The 17,437-nt window shown below is 66.4% G+C and carries 14 protein-coding genes; 2 read left to right on the top strand and 12 right to left on the bottom strand.

Features of this window, described 5'->3' with window-relative positions; genetic code table 11:
• Positions 1-14: 14 nt before the first annotated feature.
• Genes VD964_RS24645 through VD964_RS24635 form a run of 3 tightly spaced genes read right to left on the bottom strand, consistent with a single transcriptional unit; the run spans position 15 to position 1,668 of the window.
• Positions 15-956 carry a LysR family transcriptional regulator gene (locus VD964_RS24645; RefSeq protein WP_324871132.1) on the bottom strand — a complete coding sequence of 314 codons (942 nt, stop codon included), beginning with the start codon at positions 954-956 and terminating at the stop codon, positions 15-17.
• A complete protein-coding gene (locus tag VD964_RS24640) occupies positions 953-1,366 on the bottom strand; it encodes a type II toxin-antitoxin system VapC family toxin (RefSeq protein WP_324871131.1) in 414 nt (137 codons plus the stop codon). Before VD964_RS24640 ends, VD964_RS24645 begins: the two co-directional genes overlap by 4 nt.
• Positions 1,366-1,668 carry a type II toxin-antitoxin system prevent-host-death family antitoxin gene (locus VD964_RS24635; RefSeq protein ID WP_324871130.1) on the bottom strand — a complete coding sequence of 101 codons (303 nt, stop codon included), beginning with the start codon at positions 1,666-1,668 and terminating at the stop codon, positions 1,366-1,368. The genes VD964_RS24640 and VD964_RS24635 overlap by 1 nt, the downstream gene beginning before the upstream one ends.
• A gap of 84 nt (positions 1,669-1,752) precedes the next feature.
• Here VD964_RS24635 and VD964_RS24630 point away from each other — a divergent pair, with 84 nt between their 5' ends.
• Positions 1,753-2,244, top strand: coding sequence for an NUDIX hydrolase (locus VD964_RS24630; RefSeq protein WP_324871129.1), 492 nt, complete (start codon positions 1,753-1,755; stop codon positions 2,242-2,244).
• On the opposite strand, the gene VD964_RS24625 is transcribed toward VD964_RS24630, so the two are convergent.
• The 7 genes from VD964_RS24625 to VD964_RS24595 form a co-directional block, all read right to left on the bottom strand.
• Positions 2,192-3,064 carry an EAL domain-containing protein gene (locus VD964_RS24625; protein WP_324871128.1) on the bottom strand — a complete coding sequence of 291 codons (873 nt, stop codon included), beginning with the start codon at positions 3,062-3,064 and terminating at the stop codon, positions 2,192-2,194. The two genes, VD964_RS24630 and VD964_RS24625, sit on opposite strands and share 53 nt — an antisense overlap.
• A gap of 199 nt (positions 3,065-3,263) precedes the next feature.
• A complete protein-coding gene (locus tag VD964_RS24620) occupies positions 3,264-4,934 on the bottom strand; it encodes a Na/Pi cotransporter family protein (protein ID WP_324871127.1) in 1,671 nt (556 codons plus the stop codon).
• Between the two features lie 148 nt (positions 4,935-5,082).
• The gene (gene ychF / locus VD964_RS24615; protein WP_324871126.1) at positions 5,083-6,183 is read right to left on the bottom strand and encodes a redox-regulated ATPase YchF; all 1,101 of its coding nucleotides are present in this window, start codon (positions 6,181-6,183) and stop codon (positions 5,083-5,085) included.
• Positions 6,184-6,287: 104 nt separating this feature from the next.
• Complete coding sequence (gene pth / locus VD964_RS24610) at positions 6,288-6,860, bottom strand: aminoacyl-tRNA hydrolase (RefSeq protein ID WP_324871125.1); 573 nt, start codon at positions 6,858-6,860, stop codon at positions 6,288-6,290.
• Positions 6,861-6,950: 90 nt separating this feature from the next.
• Positions 6,951-7,547, bottom strand: coding sequence for a 50S ribosomal protein L25/general stress protein Ctc (locus VD964_RS24605; RefSeq protein WP_324871124.1), 597 nt, complete (start codon positions 7,545-7,547; stop codon positions 6,951-6,953).
• Positions 7,548-7,838: 291 nt separating this feature from the next.
• Entirely contained in the window at positions 7,839-9,461 is a 1,623-nt protein-coding gene (locus VD964_RS24600; RefSeq protein ID WP_324871122.1) for a hypothetical protein, read from the bottom strand.
• Between the two features lie 240 nt (positions 9,462-9,701).
• Positions 9,702-10,670 (bottom strand): SDR family oxidoreductase, encoded by a 969-nt coding sequence (locus VD964_RS24595; RefSeq protein ID WP_324871121.1) that lies wholly within the window; start codon positions 10,668-10,670, stop codon positions 9,702-9,704.
• A 321-nt stretch (positions 10,671-10,991) separates the two neighbouring features.
• Between VD964_RS24595 and VD964_RS24590 the strand changes: the two genes are divergently transcribed.
• The gene (locus tag VD964_RS24590; protein WP_324871120.1) at positions 10,992-11,477 is read left to right on the top strand and encodes a hypothetical protein; all 486 of its coding nucleotides are present in this window, start codon (positions 10,992-10,994) and stop codon (positions 11,475-11,477) included.
• 45 nt (positions 11,478-11,522) lie between these two features.
• Here the strand turns inward: VD964_RS24590 and VD964_RS24585 are convergent, their stop codons facing one another.
• Both VD964_RS24585 and VD964_RS24580 read right to left on the bottom strand, forming a co-directional pair.
• On the bottom strand, positions 11,523-14,567 hold the full coding sequence (locus VD964_RS24585) for a transglycosylase domain-containing protein (protein ID WP_324871119.1): 3,045 nt from the start codon (positions 14,565-14,567) through the stop codon (positions 11,523-11,525).
• Positions 14,568-14,648: 81 nt separating this feature from the next.
• Entirely contained in the window at positions 14,649-17,249 is a 2,601-nt protein-coding gene (locus VD964_RS24580) for an N-6 DNA methylase (protein ID WP_324871118.1), read from the bottom strand.
• Positions 17,250-17,437 lie beyond the last annotated feature (188 nt).

The raw sequence follows: 17,437 nt of genomic DNA, 5'->3' as shown, positions 1-17,437 counted from the left end.
AATCGGCAACCGGGTCATTCCGCGGCGGAATGCAGAAGCGCGAACTGTTCCATCGCTTGAGGCGCCGGGCGTCCGGCCGCCATCTCGCGCCGCAGTGCGTCCTCCAGCCGGTCGAACACCGGGGCGATGCGTCCGGTCGTCCGCGATTGGACCAGCCAGATGGTCACCGACATCCGAAAATCGGGCAGATCGACCGGCCGGACCATGGCGGCACCGGGGATCGGCGCGATAAGGCCCATCGGCGCCAGCCCGAATCCGACGCCACGCGCCACCAACGACACCAGCAGGCTCTGGTCGTAGGCCTCCACCGTCACGTTCGGCTGCAGTCCCAGCGGCGCCAGCGCCTGATGAAGCGCTTCGCGGTACCTGCAGCCGTTGGGCTGCAGCACCCAGCCGCGCTCGTTCATCGATGCCAGATCGGCGCCGACCGACCGGTCGGGGGAGGCGACGATGCTGACCGCCTCGGTTCCGATCCGGCGGGCCGGCAGATCGTCGGGCGGGGTCTGTTCCTCGCACATCAGGATCAGCCCGCCGTCGAGCGTACCGGCGCGGACCTGCTCGATCAGCGGGTTGCTCCAGTCGGAATGCAGCCGCAGCGTCAGGCCGGGAAAGCCGGCGCGCAGGTCGTCTAACGGCCGCCCGGCGGCGAGCGCAGTCAGTACATGCGCGACGCCGAGCCTCAGCAGACCACGCGGTTCCACGGATCCGGCAAAGGCGTCGGCGAAGTCGCTGGCCGCCGCCAGGATGCGCCGTGCATGGGCAAGTGCCAGTTCCCCGTCGCGGGTCAGCGCCAGCGGCTTGGTCTGCCGGTCGAACAGCACGACGCCCAGTTCCGCCTCCAGCCGCTGGATCAGCCGCGACACCGCCGACTGCGTCAGCCCCAGCCGGTTGCCGGCCTCCTGCACCGACTGCGCATCGGCCACGGCGATGAAGGTGCGGATTTCGTTGAGCTTCATGGGGCCTCGAACGGGTTCAGCAGCGGAATGCCGAAGGCTTGGAAATCGCGTGTGTTGCGTGTGGCGACTGTCAGCCCGTGCGCCTGGGCAGTGGCGGCGATCAGAGCGTCCACCGGATCACAGTTCCGATGTGCATCGCGAAGATGGCCCCAGATGGTCGCCACCGTCAGTGAAACCGGCAGTATGCGGTCCGTCCAGGCTTCCACACCCCTTAACCAGGTTTCAAGCTGCTCCGCCTTCGCGGCATCGGTGCGGCGGATGTTGGTGATCCCGCGATGGATCTCTCCGATGCTGATGACGCTGACGAAGACTACTGATGGCGCAAGACGCTCCAGCCAGCCAATCACCTGCGGATTGGGCCTTGGCCGACGTGGTTCGGACAGGATGTTGGTGTCCAGCAGGTATCCCATCAGATCGGATCTGTACCGAAATCCACCGGCTTGCGGGTTTCCGGCCCATGGCGTCCGCCGATCGCATCGTCGAGGTCGATATCCGCCGTGTCCACAGGGCGCAGCAATGCCTCGATCAGGTTTCTGGGCATCTGCGAGGGTGGCGCGGCAAGCTCCCCGCGAAGACGCTCATAGTCGGAGGCAGACAGCATCACCATCGACGGCTTGCCAGGACGCACGATGGTCAAAGGGCCTTCGGCCAGTGCACGCTCGATGGCTGCATCCAGGCCCGGTTCGTCGGCCTTCGAGTATAGAACGCCCATCGCCTGCCCTCCGCAGCCCTTCGCCATATGGTGACTCTCGGGACGGGGTGACACGCTGTCAAGCGGTGCGCTAGGCTGTGGCTAATGACCGCATCGTCCGATCCGACCGTCACCCGGCCCGACCGTTCCAGCCGCGAATATCCCGACCGTCCCTGGGTGGGGGTGGGGGTCGTCGTCTGGCGTGGGGACCGGGTCCTGCTGATCCGGCGGGGCAAGGCGCCGCGGCTGGGGCAATGGAGCCTGCCGGGCGGGGCGCAGTCGGTGGGCGAGACCGTGTTCGAGACGGCGATCCGCGAGGTGCGGGAGGAAACCGGGCTGGAGGTGGTGCCGACCGGCATCGTCACCGTCGTGGACGCCATCACCCCCGATGCCGAGGGCCGCGTCCATTACCATTACACCCTGGTGGAGGTGGCGGCGGACAGTGCGGAGGGCAATCCGGTTTGCGCCGACGATGCGCTGGAAGCCTGCTGGGCCACCGCCGAAGAGGCCGGCGACCTGACGGAGTGGGATGAGACCCGGCGGGTCATCCTGATGTCGGCGGAACAGCGGAAGGCCCATCCGGCTTCAGGCCGATGACGACGCTGCGTTCGGCCAGGAACTCAGCCACGCCGTCGGCGGTCAGCGGGCGCGACAGCCAATAGCCCTGCAGCGTGTCGCAGCGGTAGGCCTGGAGGTACAGGCGCTGCTCGGCCGTCTCCACCCCCTCCGCCACCACAGCGAGGTCGAGGGCGTGGGCAAGCGCCACCACCGCCTGGACGATGGCGGCGGCGTCGCGGTCCTCCACCATTGCCTGGACGAACTGCTTGTCGATCTTCAGCGCTTCCACCGGCACCCGGCGCAGGGTGGCAAGCGACGACCAGCCGGTCCCGAAATCGTCCAGCACCATCCGGATCCCGGCGCCGCGCAGCTGCAGCAGGGCCTCCCGCGCGTCGGCGGTCTGGCTGAACATCGCGGTTTCGGTCAATTCCAGCTTCAGGTTGGCGGCGGGCAGGCCGGTTTCGGCCAGGATCCCCAGCACCTTCAGCACCAGACCCGGATCGTCGAGCTGACGGGCCGACAGGTTCACCGACACCGGTACGTCGACGATGCCGGCGCGAAGCCAGCCGGCCGCGGCCGTGCAGGCGGCGCGCAGGGTCCATTCGCCCAGCAGGTGGATCGCCTCGCCCTGTTCGGCCATCGGCACGAAGACGTCGGGGGGCAGCATCGTGCCGTCGGACAGGCGCCAGCGCGACAGCGCCTCGAACCCGGTCAGGCGGTTGGTGAAGACGTCGGCCTGCGGCTGGAAGACCAGCGACAACTCCTGCCGGTCGATGGCGTCGCGGACCCGCTCGACGAATCCGGCGTCGGATGTCCCCGGCGTATCGGGCCCGTTCGACGTCGCGTGCGTGTTCGCCACCGTCCGCTCCATTCCGCCAACCTTTGCCGGTCGCTGCCCGGCTCTCCCTGGCATAACAACCACAGCAATGGTTTGTTAACCATGTCGCGAAAGAGCTTGACGAATTTTATATGGTTACGAAAGGATTAACGTTGCTGGGCTGGTGACAAGAAAGAGGCGAAGCGTGGGCAATGCCGCACCTCATCCTTGGGTCGGGAAATCACCCACGGGTTGCCTCATGCTTGAGTCGGCTGGGCAGCAACTCCCCCGATTTATCGAGCACCGGGTAGGCGGCGGCCACCAGATGGGCATTGATGCGGCGCAGGTCGCGCAGGATGTCCAGATGCAGGGCGCTGGTTTCCACGCTTTCGGTCCGTCCGGCGCGCAGGCGGGCGAAATGCGCCTCCGTTGCACTGGTCTCCAGGTCGCGGATCACCTCCTTCTCGCGCATCAGCGCGCGGGCGGAGCGGATGTCGGCGGACACGAAGACGGCGGCGGCCAGCCGCTGGGTCTCGCTCAGCCGTTCCAGCATGCCGGCGATCTCGGCCGCCCCTTCGGTGGAAAAGCGCAGCTTGCGCCTGATCTTCTTCGAAGCGGCCTCCATCAGATTGCGGTCGACGATGTCGCCGACATGTTCGAGGTTGATGGTGAAGGTCAGCACGTCCGATACCCGGCATGCATCCTGCTCGTCGAGATCCTCGACGTTGATCTGCGTGAGGTAGCGCTTGATCGCGTCGTGCAGCCGGTCCAGCACGTCGTCCATCCGCCGGATCTCCTGCACCCGCTTGCGATCGTCGGTCTGGAGCACGTCCAGCGCGCCGCGCAGCATGCTGTCCACCGTGTCGGCCATGCGCAACGCCTCGCGCGCCGCGTTTGCGATGGCGAGGTGGGGGACGCGGAGCGCGCTGCGGTCGAGATAGAGCGGCATCGCCGGATCGGCGACCGCCACCCGTTCCGGGAACAGCCGGGTCAGCGCCCGCGCGAACCAGGGCAGGGGACCGATGAACAGCGCGGCCATCGCCAGATTGAAGGCGAGGTGGAAATTGGCGGCCAGCCGCGTCGCATCCGGCGACACCATCTGCAGCCCGGCGGTGATCGGCCCCAGCAGCGGCACGACGATCAGGCAGCCGACAAGGCGGTTGACCAGATTGCCCACCGGCAGCCGTCGGGCCGCCGGATTGTGGCCGTCGCCGCCCGGTCCTTCGATGACCGGGTTGACGGCGCTGCCCAGGTTGGCGCCCGCCACCATGGCGACGGCGGCCTCCGGCCCGATCACCGCGCCGCCGGCCAGCGAGGCGATCAGCAGGATCGCGGCGACGCTGGAATGGGCGGCCCAGGACAGGATAGCGGCCAGCATCACCGCCACCACCGGATCGGCGGTGAGCATGCCCAGCATCCGGCGCAGCAGCGGCGCGTTCTCCGCCGGGGCGATGGTCGCCAGCAGCAGGTGCAGCGACAGCAGCATCAATCCCAGCCCGATGGCGACCCGGCCCAGGTCGCGGCTGCGCGTCCGGCTGCCGCGGCGGAAGGCGAGGAAGCCTCCCAGCAGCAGCACCGGCGCCACATGGGAAACGTCAAAGGCGAGGACCTGAACGATCAAGGTGGAGCCGACATTGGCCCCCAGCATCACCGCCAGTGCCGGCATCAGCGACACCAGCCCGTTGGCGGTGAAGCCGGTCGCCATCAGGCCGGTGGCGGTGCTGCTCTGCAGCAGCATGGTGATGCCCATGCCTGACAGGAAGGCGGTCCAGCGGTTGCGCAGCCCGGCTCCCAGGATGCGGCGCAGGTCGCCGCCCAGCGCGCGGGTCAGCCCGCTCTGCACCATGTGCAGCCCCCACAGGAGCAGCACGACGTTCCCGGCCAGCTCCAGCAGCACCCGCGTCGCCTGCATCGCACCCCCTGTGTCGGATCGGGGGCGGTCAGGCCGCACCCCTAACTGAAGGGTGGGGTGTGCCGATTGTTACGACAATATGACAGTTGGATGACAGCGGAAGTGGAATGGGGGCTGTTACGCCCCCGTCCCCTCAAACCTCGTCTGATCAGACATTGAAGCGGAAGTGGAAGATGTCGCCGTCCTGGACGACGTATTCCTTGCCTTCCTGGCGCATCTTGCCGGCGTCCTTCGCCCCCTGCTCGCCACCCAGCGTGACGTAGCTGGTGTAGTCGATGGTTTCGGCGCGGATGAAGCCGCGTTCGAAGTCGGTGTGAATGACGCCCGCCGCTTCCGGCGCCTTGGCGTTGCGGCGCACGGTCCAGGCGCGCGTCTCCTTGGGGCCGACGGTGAAGAAGGTGATCAGGTCCAGCAGCTTGAAGCCGGCGCGGATCAGCTTGTTCAAGCCGGTTTCCTCCAGCCCCATCGACGCCAGGAACTCCGCCTTCTCGGCCGGGTCGGTGAGCTGGGCGACCTCGGACTCGATGGCGGCGGAGATCACGACGACCTCGGCATTCTCGGCCTTGGCCTTCTCGGCGACCTTGGCGGAGAATGCGTTGCCGGTGGCGGCGGACGCCTCCTCCACGTTGCAGACATAGAGGACCGGTTTGTCGGTCAGCAGCATGAACTGCTTGAACACCGGCCGCTCCTCGTCCGACACCTCGACCACGCGGGCGGGCTTGCCGTCCTGAAGGACCTTCAGGGCGCGCTCCATCAGGTCGGCCTTGATCTTGCTGTCCTTGTCGCCGCCCTTGGCCTTTTTCTGCAGGCTGGTCAGCTGGCGTTCCAGGCTTTCCATGTCGGCGAGCATCAGCTCGGTCTCGACCACCTCGGCGTCGCGCAGCGGGTCGACGCTGCCCTCGACATGGGTGATGTCGTCGTCCTCGAAGCAGCGCAGCACATGGACGATGGCGTCGACCTCGCGGATGTTGGCGAGGAACTGGTTGCCCAGCCCTTCACCCTTCGACGCGCCGCGGATCAGGCCGGCGATGTCCACGAATTCCAGCTGGGTCGGGACGACCTTCTGCGACTTGGCGATTTCCGCCAGCTTGTCCTGCCGCGGGTCGGGCACGCTGACGCGGCCGACGTTCGGCTCCTTGGTGCAGAAGGGGAAATTCGCCGCCTCCGCCGCCTGGGTGGCGGTCAGCGCGTTGAAAAGGGTCGACTTGCCGACGTTCGGCAGGCCGACGATGCCGCAATTGAAGCCCATGGGTGGGTGCTCGCCGTCGGAAATGCTGGAATTGTTGCGCTTTATCCTACGAAGGGGGGCAAAGCGCAAACGCGAAGTGGAGGAGGGGACGGGCAGGCTGCGGCTTATCGCGCCTGCGTCGCCACCGTCACCTTGTTCATGAACAGCTCCGGCTGGCCTTCCACCATCAAGGGGAGGTTGTCGGAGACGGCGTCGAGTAGCGGGTCGATCCAGGTCTGGTCGGCCTTGGCGAAGTCGTGCAGGACATAGCCGCTGACCAGATCCTTGTTGCCGGGATGGCCGATGCCCAGCCGGATGCGCCAGTATTCCTTGCCGATATGCGCGTCGATGGAGCGCAGGCCGTTGTGCCCGCCATGGCCGCCGCCCTTCTTCACCCGGATCTTGCCGGGGGGCAGGTCCAACTCGTCATGGATGACGACGACGTTCTCGGGCTTCAGCTTGTAGAACTGCAGGGCCGCCACCACCGACTGGCCGGACAGGTTCATGAAGGTGGCGGGCTCCAGCGCCAGCACCTTGTCGCCGGCAACGGTGCCCTCGGCGGCCTGGCCCTGGAAGCGCTTCTTCCACGGGGTGAAGCGGTGGCGCCGGGCGATGGTCTCCACCGCCATGAAACCGATGTTGTGGCGGTTGCGGGCATACTCGTTGCCGGGGTTGCCCAGTCCGACCAGAAGCAGCATGTCCCTCACCCTTTGGAAAGCACTCTCCACAAACGAAGCGGGGGGCCGAAGCCCCCCACTGTACCCATCGTCGAAGAACGGACGCTCCGGTTAGGAAGCGGCGCCCTCTTCCGACTTCAGGCCCGACGGAGCAACGATGGTCGCGATGGTGAAATCGCGGTCGGTGATCGTCGAGGTCACACCCTCCGGCAGCTTGACCGAGGAGATGTGGATCGAGTCGCCGACGTCGAAGCCTTCGCACGAGATCGTGATGCTCTCGGGGATGTTGTCGGCCGGGCAGCTCAGCTCCAGCTCGTGACGGACGATGTTCAGCACACCGCCGCGCTTCAGGCCGGCCGACTTGTCCTGGTCGACGAACTCGACCGGAACCTGCACGTTGGTGCGGGTGTCGGCCGAAACGCGCAGGAAGTCGACATGCAGCGGGAAATCGGTCACCGGGTGGAACTGCACGTCGCGCGGCAGGACGCGATGGGCGGCGCCGTCGACGGTCACCTCGAACAGGTGCGTGAAGAAGCCCGGCTGATGCAGGACGCGGGTGAACTCGAACTTCTCGAGCGAAATGGTCAGGGGAGCCTGCTTGCCACCGTAGATGACGGCCGGAATGCGGCCGTCACGGCGGGTCTGGCGGGCGGTCCCCTTGCCGGCCCGTTCGCGCGTCTCAGCGCCGAGCGGAATGATCTTGGTCATGACGATGCTCCAAAACGAAAAGGGCGCCGGCCTCCAGGGGTGCCGACGCGTGCGCGGCGTGCTTACGGCAATCGGACCGGCACGTCAAGGGCCGTGGCGGGATTTCGCATGAACCGGCGACGAATGGAACGTTTGAAACAGCATGAAACAGGTTCCGCGACCCTGTTCAGGTGTTCACTTCGCAGGGCGTGCAGCGGCGCATGCGGGACCATCCATGGACGGGGAGTTGATCCGTCCACCCTACCACGGGCGGCGGGACGGCTTAAGCAATCCTGGAAAACGCGCCTCCGGTCAGGTCACCGCAAACCAGGCGGACGTGATGTCGTCCGCCGCGATGCCGGCCAGCGTCAGGCTGCCGGAGCCCCTGAAATCGACCACGGCGTCGCCCGATCCGTTGGAGCGGACCCGCCAATGGTGACCGCCGGCAAGGCCGATGCGGTCGCCTTCGGCGAAGTCGAAGTCGGTGACGAGATCGCGGCCAGCGCCCCGGCCGGTCACGAACAGGTCCGCCCCCTCGCCGCCGGTCAGCGTGTCCTTTCCCCGTCCGCCTGACAGCAGGTCGTCGCCGGCCCCGCCGGCCAGAAGGTCGTTGCCCGACCAGCCGCAGAGCGTGTCGTCGCCGTCGCCGCCGGTCAGCGTATCGGCCCGCCGCGTGCCCCGGATTTTCCGGCCGGGCTCCGTCCCCAGCGTGGCGACGAAGACGTCCAGCAGGGGGCCGTTGGCGTCGTCCGGCGACAGGTCGGGGGCGGCGCTGCCGAAGGCGACCCGGCTGCCGTCGAAGGAAACGCTTGCCGCATCGCCCCAGTTCACCCCGCTGCCCGTCCGGCCGTCCGGCGACAGGCTGACCAGCGTGATCTCTCCGCTGGTCAGGTCCTTCATGAACACGTCGGTCAGACTGTTGGTGTCGTCAGGCACGAGGTTGGTGGCGCTGCTGACGAAGACCACCTTCGTTCCGTCGCCGGACAGGTCCGCGTCGCCCGACCAGCCGTTGGACTGGACGCCCGCGGCGGTCTGGCTGACCAGAGTCAAGGTGCCGGTCGCCAGATCCTTCACGAACACGTCGTCGGTGTCGTTGAGTTCGTTCGGAACTAGATTGTCGGCGGCGGTGACGAACACGACCTTGCTGCCGTCGGCCGAGAAACCCATTCCGCCGGACAGCCGGTTCGGCTGGGTTCCGTCCGCCGCCTGGCTCACCAGCGTGACTTGGCCCGTGGTCAGATCCTTGAAGAAGGTGTCCATCTCCCCGTTCACGTCGCCGGGCACGAGGTTGGTGGCCGAACTGGTGAAGACAAGCTTCGATCCGTCGGCCGACAGCAAGGGTGAGACGCTATAGTCGTTGGTCCGGGTGCCGTCTGCGGTCTGGCTGGCCAGGGTAAGGGCCCCTGTGGATAGATCCTTCACGAAGATGTCGCCGTGGCCGTTGGTGTCTCCGGGCACGAGATCGTTGGCCCTGCTTTCAAAAGCCACGATGGTCCCGTCGGCGGACAGGGCCGGAAACGAGCTGACTCCGTTGGCGGAAACACCGCCGGCCGTCTGGCTGACCAGCGTTACCTGTCCGGTGACCATATCCTTCACGAAAACGTCGAAGGTGCCGTTCGTGTCGTTGGGAACGAGCGAATCCGCATCGCTGGCGAAGGCCACCGTCGTTCCATCGGCCGACAGGGCGTATCTGAAGAAGCTGCCTTGCGCGACCGTGCCATCGGCGGCGGTGTTGACCAGCGTGATGGCGCCGGTCGTCAGATCCTTCAGGAAGAGGTCGTACTGGCCGGTGGTGTCGCCCGGGACCAGATCGCTGGCACCGCTCTGGAAAACCACCTTGGTTCCGTCGGCGGAGATCACCGGGGCGGAGGAGTTGGAGTTTCCCCCGACGCCCTCCGCATTCGAACTGGCAAGCTCGATGTCGATGACAGGCATGGCGTATCCTCCCCCGTGCCCGTCCTGGGGCTTCGGTGTCGTGAAGGGTCCGAAGGATGGCGGGGGCAGTCCTTCTCCAGCGCCGCTCCGGCATCAATTCGCGGTCGTTCGCCGTCCGCCACCGATCGAGATCAGGCAGAAATGTTCGCGGATTGATTGTAGCGGAAAGCAGCTTCCGGCGCGGTGAAATTATAGGTTACGGACAGTCCCGATCGGTGCGAGCGGAAGCTGCAAGAGCGGTCAATGCCGCCGCAAGCCGCGGTAGGCGGCAAAGGCAGCCACCGCAGCGCCGGCCATCAACACCGGCGAAACCCAGGCGGGCGGCGGGGTGTAGAAACCACCGGTGATGTCCCGGCCCCGTTCCACCGGCTGGAACAGGTTGCCGTCGTCGTGCGGCGCCGGGGGCTGGCGGTCGAAATGGCGGTGGGCGCCATAGCCGGCCACCGCCTCCACCAGACGCGGCGCCACGGCATGGCCGAGCCGGGCCAGCGGCGTCAGCGCCCCGACCATGGCCTTGGCGCGCGGACGGCGGGCGACCGCCACCATCGTCGCCGCAACGTCCTCGGGATCGTCGTAGATCGGGCCTTCCGGCGACAGCTCGTGCCCGGTGTAGTTGGCGCCGTGCATCATGCCGGGCGTGTCGGTGAAGGCGGGATAGACGCCGCAGACATGCAGGTCCGGGCTGTCGACCAGCTCCGCCCGCAGGCTTTCCAGCATCCCGTCCAGCCCGTACTTGCTGGCGGCATAGGCGGCGGCATAGGGCGCCGGCGCGAAGGCGCCGACCGAGACGGTGGCGATGAAGGTGCCGTGGCCCTGGCGGCGGAAGAGGGGCAGCACCGCATGGGCGCCGTGGAGCGGTCCCAGCAGGTTGGTCTCGATCACCCGGCGATGCGCCTCGATGGGAGTGTCCTCGAAGCGGCCGACCGCGCCGACGCCGGCATTGGCGATCCAGATGTCGATGGAGCCGAATTCCTGCACCGTCCGCTCGGCGAGGCGCTTCACCGCGTCCGCATCGGTGACGTCGGTGGGGATGACGACGGCGCTGGCGCCCAGGCCGCGGCACTCCTCCGCCACCTCCTCCAGCAATTCCTCCCGCCGGGCGCCCAGCGCCAGCCGGGCGCCTTCGCGGGCAAAGGCCAGCGCGGTGGCCCGCCCGATCCCGCTTGATGCTCCGGCCACCACGACGGTGGCGCCTTGCAGATCCTGCATCTCTCTCCCCTCCGGCCTGCGCTGTATCGACAGCCTCAACAGGAGGGGAGGGCGGTTGTCGCGGTCACCAAAGCCCAACCCTACGTACCAGCCTCGACGGGTCGGTTGGCGGCATCAAGAGATTTTTCCGCAAATTTGAAAATGCCAGTGCATCAACAAAGTAACATATTGATAAACGATGTACCTTAATTTATGCTAATAAGGGAAACATGCGTAAGCATACGCTTTGAAGGTAGATTATTGAGAGCCACGCTCTCGTACGACGGTCTCGGAGCTAGTGACGCTATCCAGTTAATTTTGTTTTAAAAAATGGAGCTAACAGTGAACAATCCAGATATTGTGCGCGACTTGAAGGAAATCGCTGGGGTAAAAGATGCAAGAAATATGACTATTGAGGAGGGACGAAGGGTATTTGACCTTGCTGGAAGGGGAAAGCTTCGTGAGTCTCATGTCAAATTTCTTGCAGACAATTTCCCGCACTTCGTTGACCTCACTAAGGATTCTGTTCAAACCATTAGAGAGATTTCTGCAAGTGCTTCAAAGTCACAGATTGCAGGAATTGACGCTATAAGGTCAAGTATTGAAGCAAATTCAAAAATAATCTACCGATTCCTCGAGATGATGGATTCGGAAGAATCGAAAAAAACCCTCTCATCTGCAATCGTTGAGATATCAAGGTGCAATACTGAGTTAGGGAAGTGCTTGGAAAAAATGAATGACAGCAACAATGATACATGGAAAGGAATGGCAAAGGCGGGGCTAGTCGGAGCATTGGCAGCGTTTACTATATTTAAGATGATCCGATAAGGGTTGAATTCGATTTTCTCTAATAATGTTCGCGGAGGTTTTTTATCATAGACCGGCCGGCGCCGGGCGGGTGTCGGCGGTGCGGGTGGTGCCCTGGTCGATCAGGGGCTGCAGCGCGGGAGCGAGGCTTTTCAGCAGCTGGGCGGGCAGGGCGCTGGTGAAGCGGTAGTCGTCGGCCTCCGGCCCCTGGACGAAGGCGGTCATGGTGCCGAAGAAACGGTCGCCGATGTAGAAGACGAAGGTTGCCGTGCGGGCCACCGCCTTCGATTCCAGCAGCACGCCGCCCGGACCCCAGCGCTCCAGCCGGTGGTCGCCGGTGCCGGTCTTGCCGCCCATCGGGACCGCCGCGCCTGACTGGTCCTTGAAGGAGCCCCAGACCCGCTTGGCGGTGCCGTTCTGCGCCACGTCCATCAGCGCGCGGCGCAGGGTGGCGCAGACCTCCGGATGCAGCACGCGCTCGCCCTTCAGCGGACCCAGGCCCAGCTTCGTCTCGTAAGGCGTGCCGGCGGCGAAATGCAGCGAGCGGATGCGCACGGTGGGCTGGCGCACCCCGTCGTTCAGGATCAGCCCCATCAGTTCCGCCAGCGCCGCCGGACGGTCGGCCGAACTGCCGATGGAGGTCGCCAGCGACGGCACCAGCGTGTCGAAGGGATAGCCGACGCTGCGCCACTGGGCGGTGATGCGCTTGAACGCCTCCTCCTCCAGCCCGATGCGGATGCGGGTGTTCTGGGCGGCCATGCCCTTCTTGAACAGCCAGCGGTAGCTTTCCTGGCGCTGGTCGGCGCTGGCGGCCAGAATTTCGGCCCGCGTCGCGTTGGGATTGTTCTGGAGGTGGGCGACCAGCCACAGTTCCAGCGGATGGACGCGGGCGAGATAGCCGAGGTCGTTCAGCGGGAAGCGGTCCGGCCCGTATTTGGCGTAGAGCGCCGACAGTTCGCCGTCGGACAGCGTCTTGTCCGGCAGCCGGGCGCGCAGGAAGGTGGAAAACTCGGCAAGCCCGGCCTTGGGCCGCACGGTGCGGAAGACCACCGCCAGCCGGTAGGGCACCGGTCGCGAGCGGGTCGCCAGCCGGGCCAGCGCCTCGTCGGGCGTGCGCCTGCGGTAGTCGTTGTAGAAGCGGTTGAGGAAGTCCGACCCCTCGCGGTCGGCGAACCGGGCCAGATAGGCCTGACGGGCGGGGTGGTCGGGCGTGCGCAGGATCTCGGCGCCGTCGTCGGCGCCTTCGTCCATGTAGAACTGGACGATGTCGCGCATCAGCCGGATGAAGGGCAGGTTGACGCTGCTGCGCAGTGCTTCCTGTATGGTCAGGATGCGGCCGTTGTCGTCCTTGTTGAAGTTCACGAAGCTGTGCTGGCCGCCGCCGGTGAAGAACACCTCGCCCGGGCTGGCGGAATAGCGCCGCTCCATCGCCGCATCCAGCATGGCCGGCAGGCGCCGGTCCGGCGCGGTCGTCAGCCAGGAGGCCGCCCAGCGCGTCAGGTTGTCCGACGCCTCGGACTCGACATCGGCCAGGAAATCCTTCGGCAGATGGGCGTAGCGGCTGTGCAGCTCCGCCACGATCTGCAGGTAGGTGGTCAGCGTGCGCAGCTTGGCGGTGGAACCGAGGTCCAGCTTGGCGCCTTCGTTGATGTCCAGCGGCTGGTCGAGGTTGTCGGCCTGGACGCGCAGGTAGTTGGCCTCGGCCCCCCGCTCGTACAGCGTAATCGAATAGACCAGCTTGGACAGGTCGTTGTTGCGGGCGTCCAGCAGCCGTTCGCCGGTCAGCCCCAGCGTGCGGGCATAGTCTGGATCGTTCAGCTTGCCCAGCACCTCGACCACGCGGGCCTGGGTTTCCGCATCCAGGGTCGATTGCGCGGTCAGGTCGAGCCGGTCGAGCTGGTAGAGGCTCTGCACCCCCAGCATGCCGAGCAGCCGGGCGCGGACGGCGTTGGTCGCCTTCTGCTCGATGAAGGAGGTGGCGGGGGGCATCGGCGCCTCCTCGCGGAAGGCCAGCCGGATGGCGAGCGCGGCGTCGCGCAGAGCCGGGTCGATGACGCCGGCCTGGGCCAGCGCCCGCAGATGGGCATCGGCCAGCCGGTCGAGCGCCACGCGGTCCTGGATCAGGTAATAGGACGGCCGCCGCTGGGCCAGCAGCAGCCCCAGCACCTGCTTGTAGGCCAGCGCCTTCAGCCGCAGGGCGCGCGGCTCCGCCGCGGGTTCGGCCAGCACGCGCTTGGCGATCGACAGGTCGGTGCCGAACCAGGCCCACAGCCCGTCGCCCAGCCCGTTCACCTCGCCGAAGCCCTGCCGCGCGGTCAGCGGGGTGGAGTTCAGGTAGTCGACCAGGACGCGCCGGCGCGCCTGGGTGGTGTCCTCGCCGTCGCGATAGGCGCGGACGCTGGCTGACGCCATCTGGCGCAGCTTCTCCACGCTGCCTGTGGTCTGTCCGTCCGGCGAATGGCGGTACTTCTCGATCTGGGTGGCGAGCGTCGAGCCGCCGGGAGAGCGCTGGCCCGGCCGGATCATCTGCAGCGGCAGCATCGCCACCGCGGCGCCGAAGCGGTCCCATTCCACCGCCGGGTTGCGGCGCGGCTCGTCCTCGTTCAGAAGTTCGCGGTTCTCGATGAACAGCAGGGTATCGGCGACCAGCGCCGGCACATCCTCGAAGCCCTCGAACACCCGCTCGGGGAAGCGCGCGGCGTACATCGGCACGCCGTTGCGGTCGAGCAGGGTCAGGCCGGCCTGGGTCTTTTCCCGGTAGATCGGAAAGCCGCCGCCGGCCATGAAGCGGTCGAGCGCCGGGGACAGCACCGCCTGCTGTTCGACCGCATAGATGTCGCGGGTCAGCGTGTCGAGATAGCCGGGCAGGGCGGTGTAGCCGAGGCGTTCGTTATAGGGGCCATGGGCGGGATAGCGCGCCGCCGCGTTGGGGCCTTCGCGCAAGGACACGGTCATCGACTGGGCGACGCCGGACAGCAGCCGCGCCTGGAGCCGCGACGTTTCCATCTCGCGCCAGCCCGCATAGCCGGCGGCAGCCACGGTGGTCGTCAATGCGACCCCGATCACCGCCCGCCGCGCCCAGCGCCCCGCCTGCACCCACGCCTTTGCCATACCGGATGCGTGTCCCCTGCCGTCCGACCCACATGATCGGTGTCGGTCGGAACGGTAGGGGATTCATGGTTAACGGGGGGTTTAAGCCGCGCTGTCGAGCAACCGTTCCACCAGCCCGTCGATTTCGGTGGCAATGCCGGCCTCGGTCAGGGCGCGGCGCACCAGCGAGCGGGCGCGCTGGAAGGGGATGCCGTCGGGCAGTTCCACCAGCGCCGCCAGATCCTCCGCCCGCTTCGCCGCGTCGGCCAGATCGAGATGCAGGGAGGCATCCGGATCGAAACGCGGAATCGGCAGGTTGAAGGCGACCTTGTCGAAGTGGCGCGCACCCCATTGACCACGGGATTGGTAGCGTTCGGCTCGTTCGCGAGTTGTCTCGCTGTTGAGGATGGCTATCAGGTACCGGCCTTCCGATTCACTCTCAACGCTTTTCCAATAAAGCATATGATCTATAACGGCTCTATTTTCCCTTATTATGCATGCTGCGGGCTGAGTTCCCGCCTTTGCATAGACAACTCTGTTTTTTCCAAGCGGAAACTGAGAAGAGAGTTCGCGATGATAATCCCACCTTCCAATTATGGTCATATCATTGCTTTCGCTGTTCTTTGACCACACCGCTTCAGCCTTGCGCATCCACCCGTAGAGGTTATCGAACCCTCGATTAGCCGCCCCTTCCGAATCCAGCGGCTCCCCCGCATCGCTTACCGGCACGACACCTTCCAACGGCCGGAAAACCCGGAACGGGACGATGCTCTCGCCCAGCAGGACTGGACGAAGAAATTCCTTTTCGACCCGGTTCTCAATACCGGGCAGATCCTTCCACGGCTGCTTTTCCTGGGTGCTGCGGCGGCTGACCACATAGGGCGCGCTGGGATCGGCGCCCAACCGGCCCATGCTCTTGCGCTCGACGAAGCACAGCATGCGCGGCACCAGAGTCGCGCCCTGGCGGAAGGCCTTGCGGTAGGGGGAGCCGCCCTCGAAGCTGCCGACATCCAGCGCCGGGGCGTTCTCCTGAACGGTCAGACGCTTGTCGGCGATGTCCTCCGGCGCGTCGCGCAGGGGCAGGCTGCCGGAATAGGCGCGTACCGTTTCCGGCAGCGGCTTGCCCACCGCGCGGCGGCGGCCGAAGACGACGCAGGATGGCACCGGGAACAGCGGCTGCACGCTGTCGTCCATCGTCCAGGCCTCGTCCCAGGCGATGCGGGCGGAATGGAAGGATCCCTTGCGCAGCAGCTCGAACTGGCCGCGCGTCAGCACCGCCATCGGCATAACCAGCGCCAGCCGCCCGCCGGAGCGCAGATACAGATGCGCGGCGCGCACGGCGAACAGGGCGCAGAGGTCGTTCTGGGTGGCGAACTTGCCGCCGACGAACACCCGCTCGCCCTTCGCCAGCTCCTTGAACCGCTTCTGCAGATCGGCGTTCATGTGGCGGAACGCCACCCAGGGCGGGTTGCCGACCACCACCTGGGCCCAGCCGCCGCCTGCCGAATAGGCCAGCGGCCGCGACAGGTTGCGGGCGACATAGGCCCAGACCGTGTCGCGCCCCTCGCGCCGCAGCCGGTCGAAGGTGACATAGGTCTTGCCCAGATCCTGGATCGCCAGTTCCTGTTCGCGGGTCACGTCGGCGCGGTAATGCTGTTCGGTGATGCGGTACAGCGCCTTTTCGATCTGCGCCCGCGTCATCCCCTGTTCCGACCCGGTGCGCATCCGTTCGATCGCCTTGTCGAACAGGGCGGGATCGCGGCAGAAGGTGTCGGGGAAATCCAGCTGTTCGCGCCCGTCGGCGCGCGGCGCGCCGCTCTGTCCCTCGCCGGCCGGCGGCGGCGGCACGCGGATGGTCAGCTCCTTGCCCGCCATGAATTCGGAGATCGACAACTGCATGGCGTCGCCGAGATAGACCGGGATCGACAGCTCTCCGGTGCGCGCCGACAGGACCGGAGACAGCGCCAGCAGATAGGTGACGCGGGCGATGATGACCGCCACCGGATGGATGTCGGTGCCGGCGACGTAGCTGCAGGCCTCCAGCGCCCGGCGGTCCTGCTCCAGTCCGGCCTCTTCCGCCTCGGCCAGGAAATGGCGGATGGCGTGGAACAGGAAGGTGCCCGATCCGCAGGCCGGGTCCATCACCCGCTGTTCCAGCGGCCGGTCTACCGCATGGCGGACCACTTTGGCGGCCAGCCAGTCGGGCGTGTAATATTCGCCCAGCCCGTGGCGTTCGTCGCGGTCGATCAGTGATTCGTACAGGATCTTGAGGACGTCGCTTTCCACCTCCGACAGGCGGAAGCGGCGGACATGGGCCATGATGCGGCGGACCAGCGCCTCGCCGTCGGCATCGGCCACCACCCAGTCGAAGAAGTCGCTTTCCACCGCGCCATGGATGCCGGCGGACTTGAAGGCCTCGCCCGACAGTAGGCGGGTGGGATCGTCTTCCGGCAGTGCCATCACCGCCAGCGCGATGCATTTGGCGACCACCACCAGGAAGCTGTGCTGGAACCACAGGTCGTCGCCCTCGACCTCGCGGCCATAGACCTGCTTCAGCAATTCCGCCCACAGGTCGCGTTTCAGCGCCACCGCCGGATCGGATTTCAACCGGCCCCACAACGCCCGCATCTCGCCGTCCACCCGGTGGAAGGCCAACGACTCCTGGCCCAGTTCCGCCCGGATGGTCAGCGGATCGGGCGGCAACGACGATTTCAGGGCCAGCGCGCCGTCCAGCCAAGCGAGGAACTGTTCCCCCTTGTATGTCGGCGATCCGATAGAATGTTCCCCGGGCGGCGCGTTGGCCGACGCTCCGCCCGGGCCGACCGACCTCCATCCCCCCGTGGCGCTTGGACGCCGGGAAAAAGCTCGAGGCGGCCGGCCTTCCTTGAAGC

The organism is Azospirillum sp. (genome assembly GCF_035628975.1).
GTDB lineage: Bacteria > Pseudomonadota > Alphaproteobacteria > Azospirillales > Azospirillaceae > Azospirillum.
The sequence above is the reverse complement of the archived record's forward strand: the minus strand, read 5'-3'. Positions and strand labels throughout refer to the sequence as shown.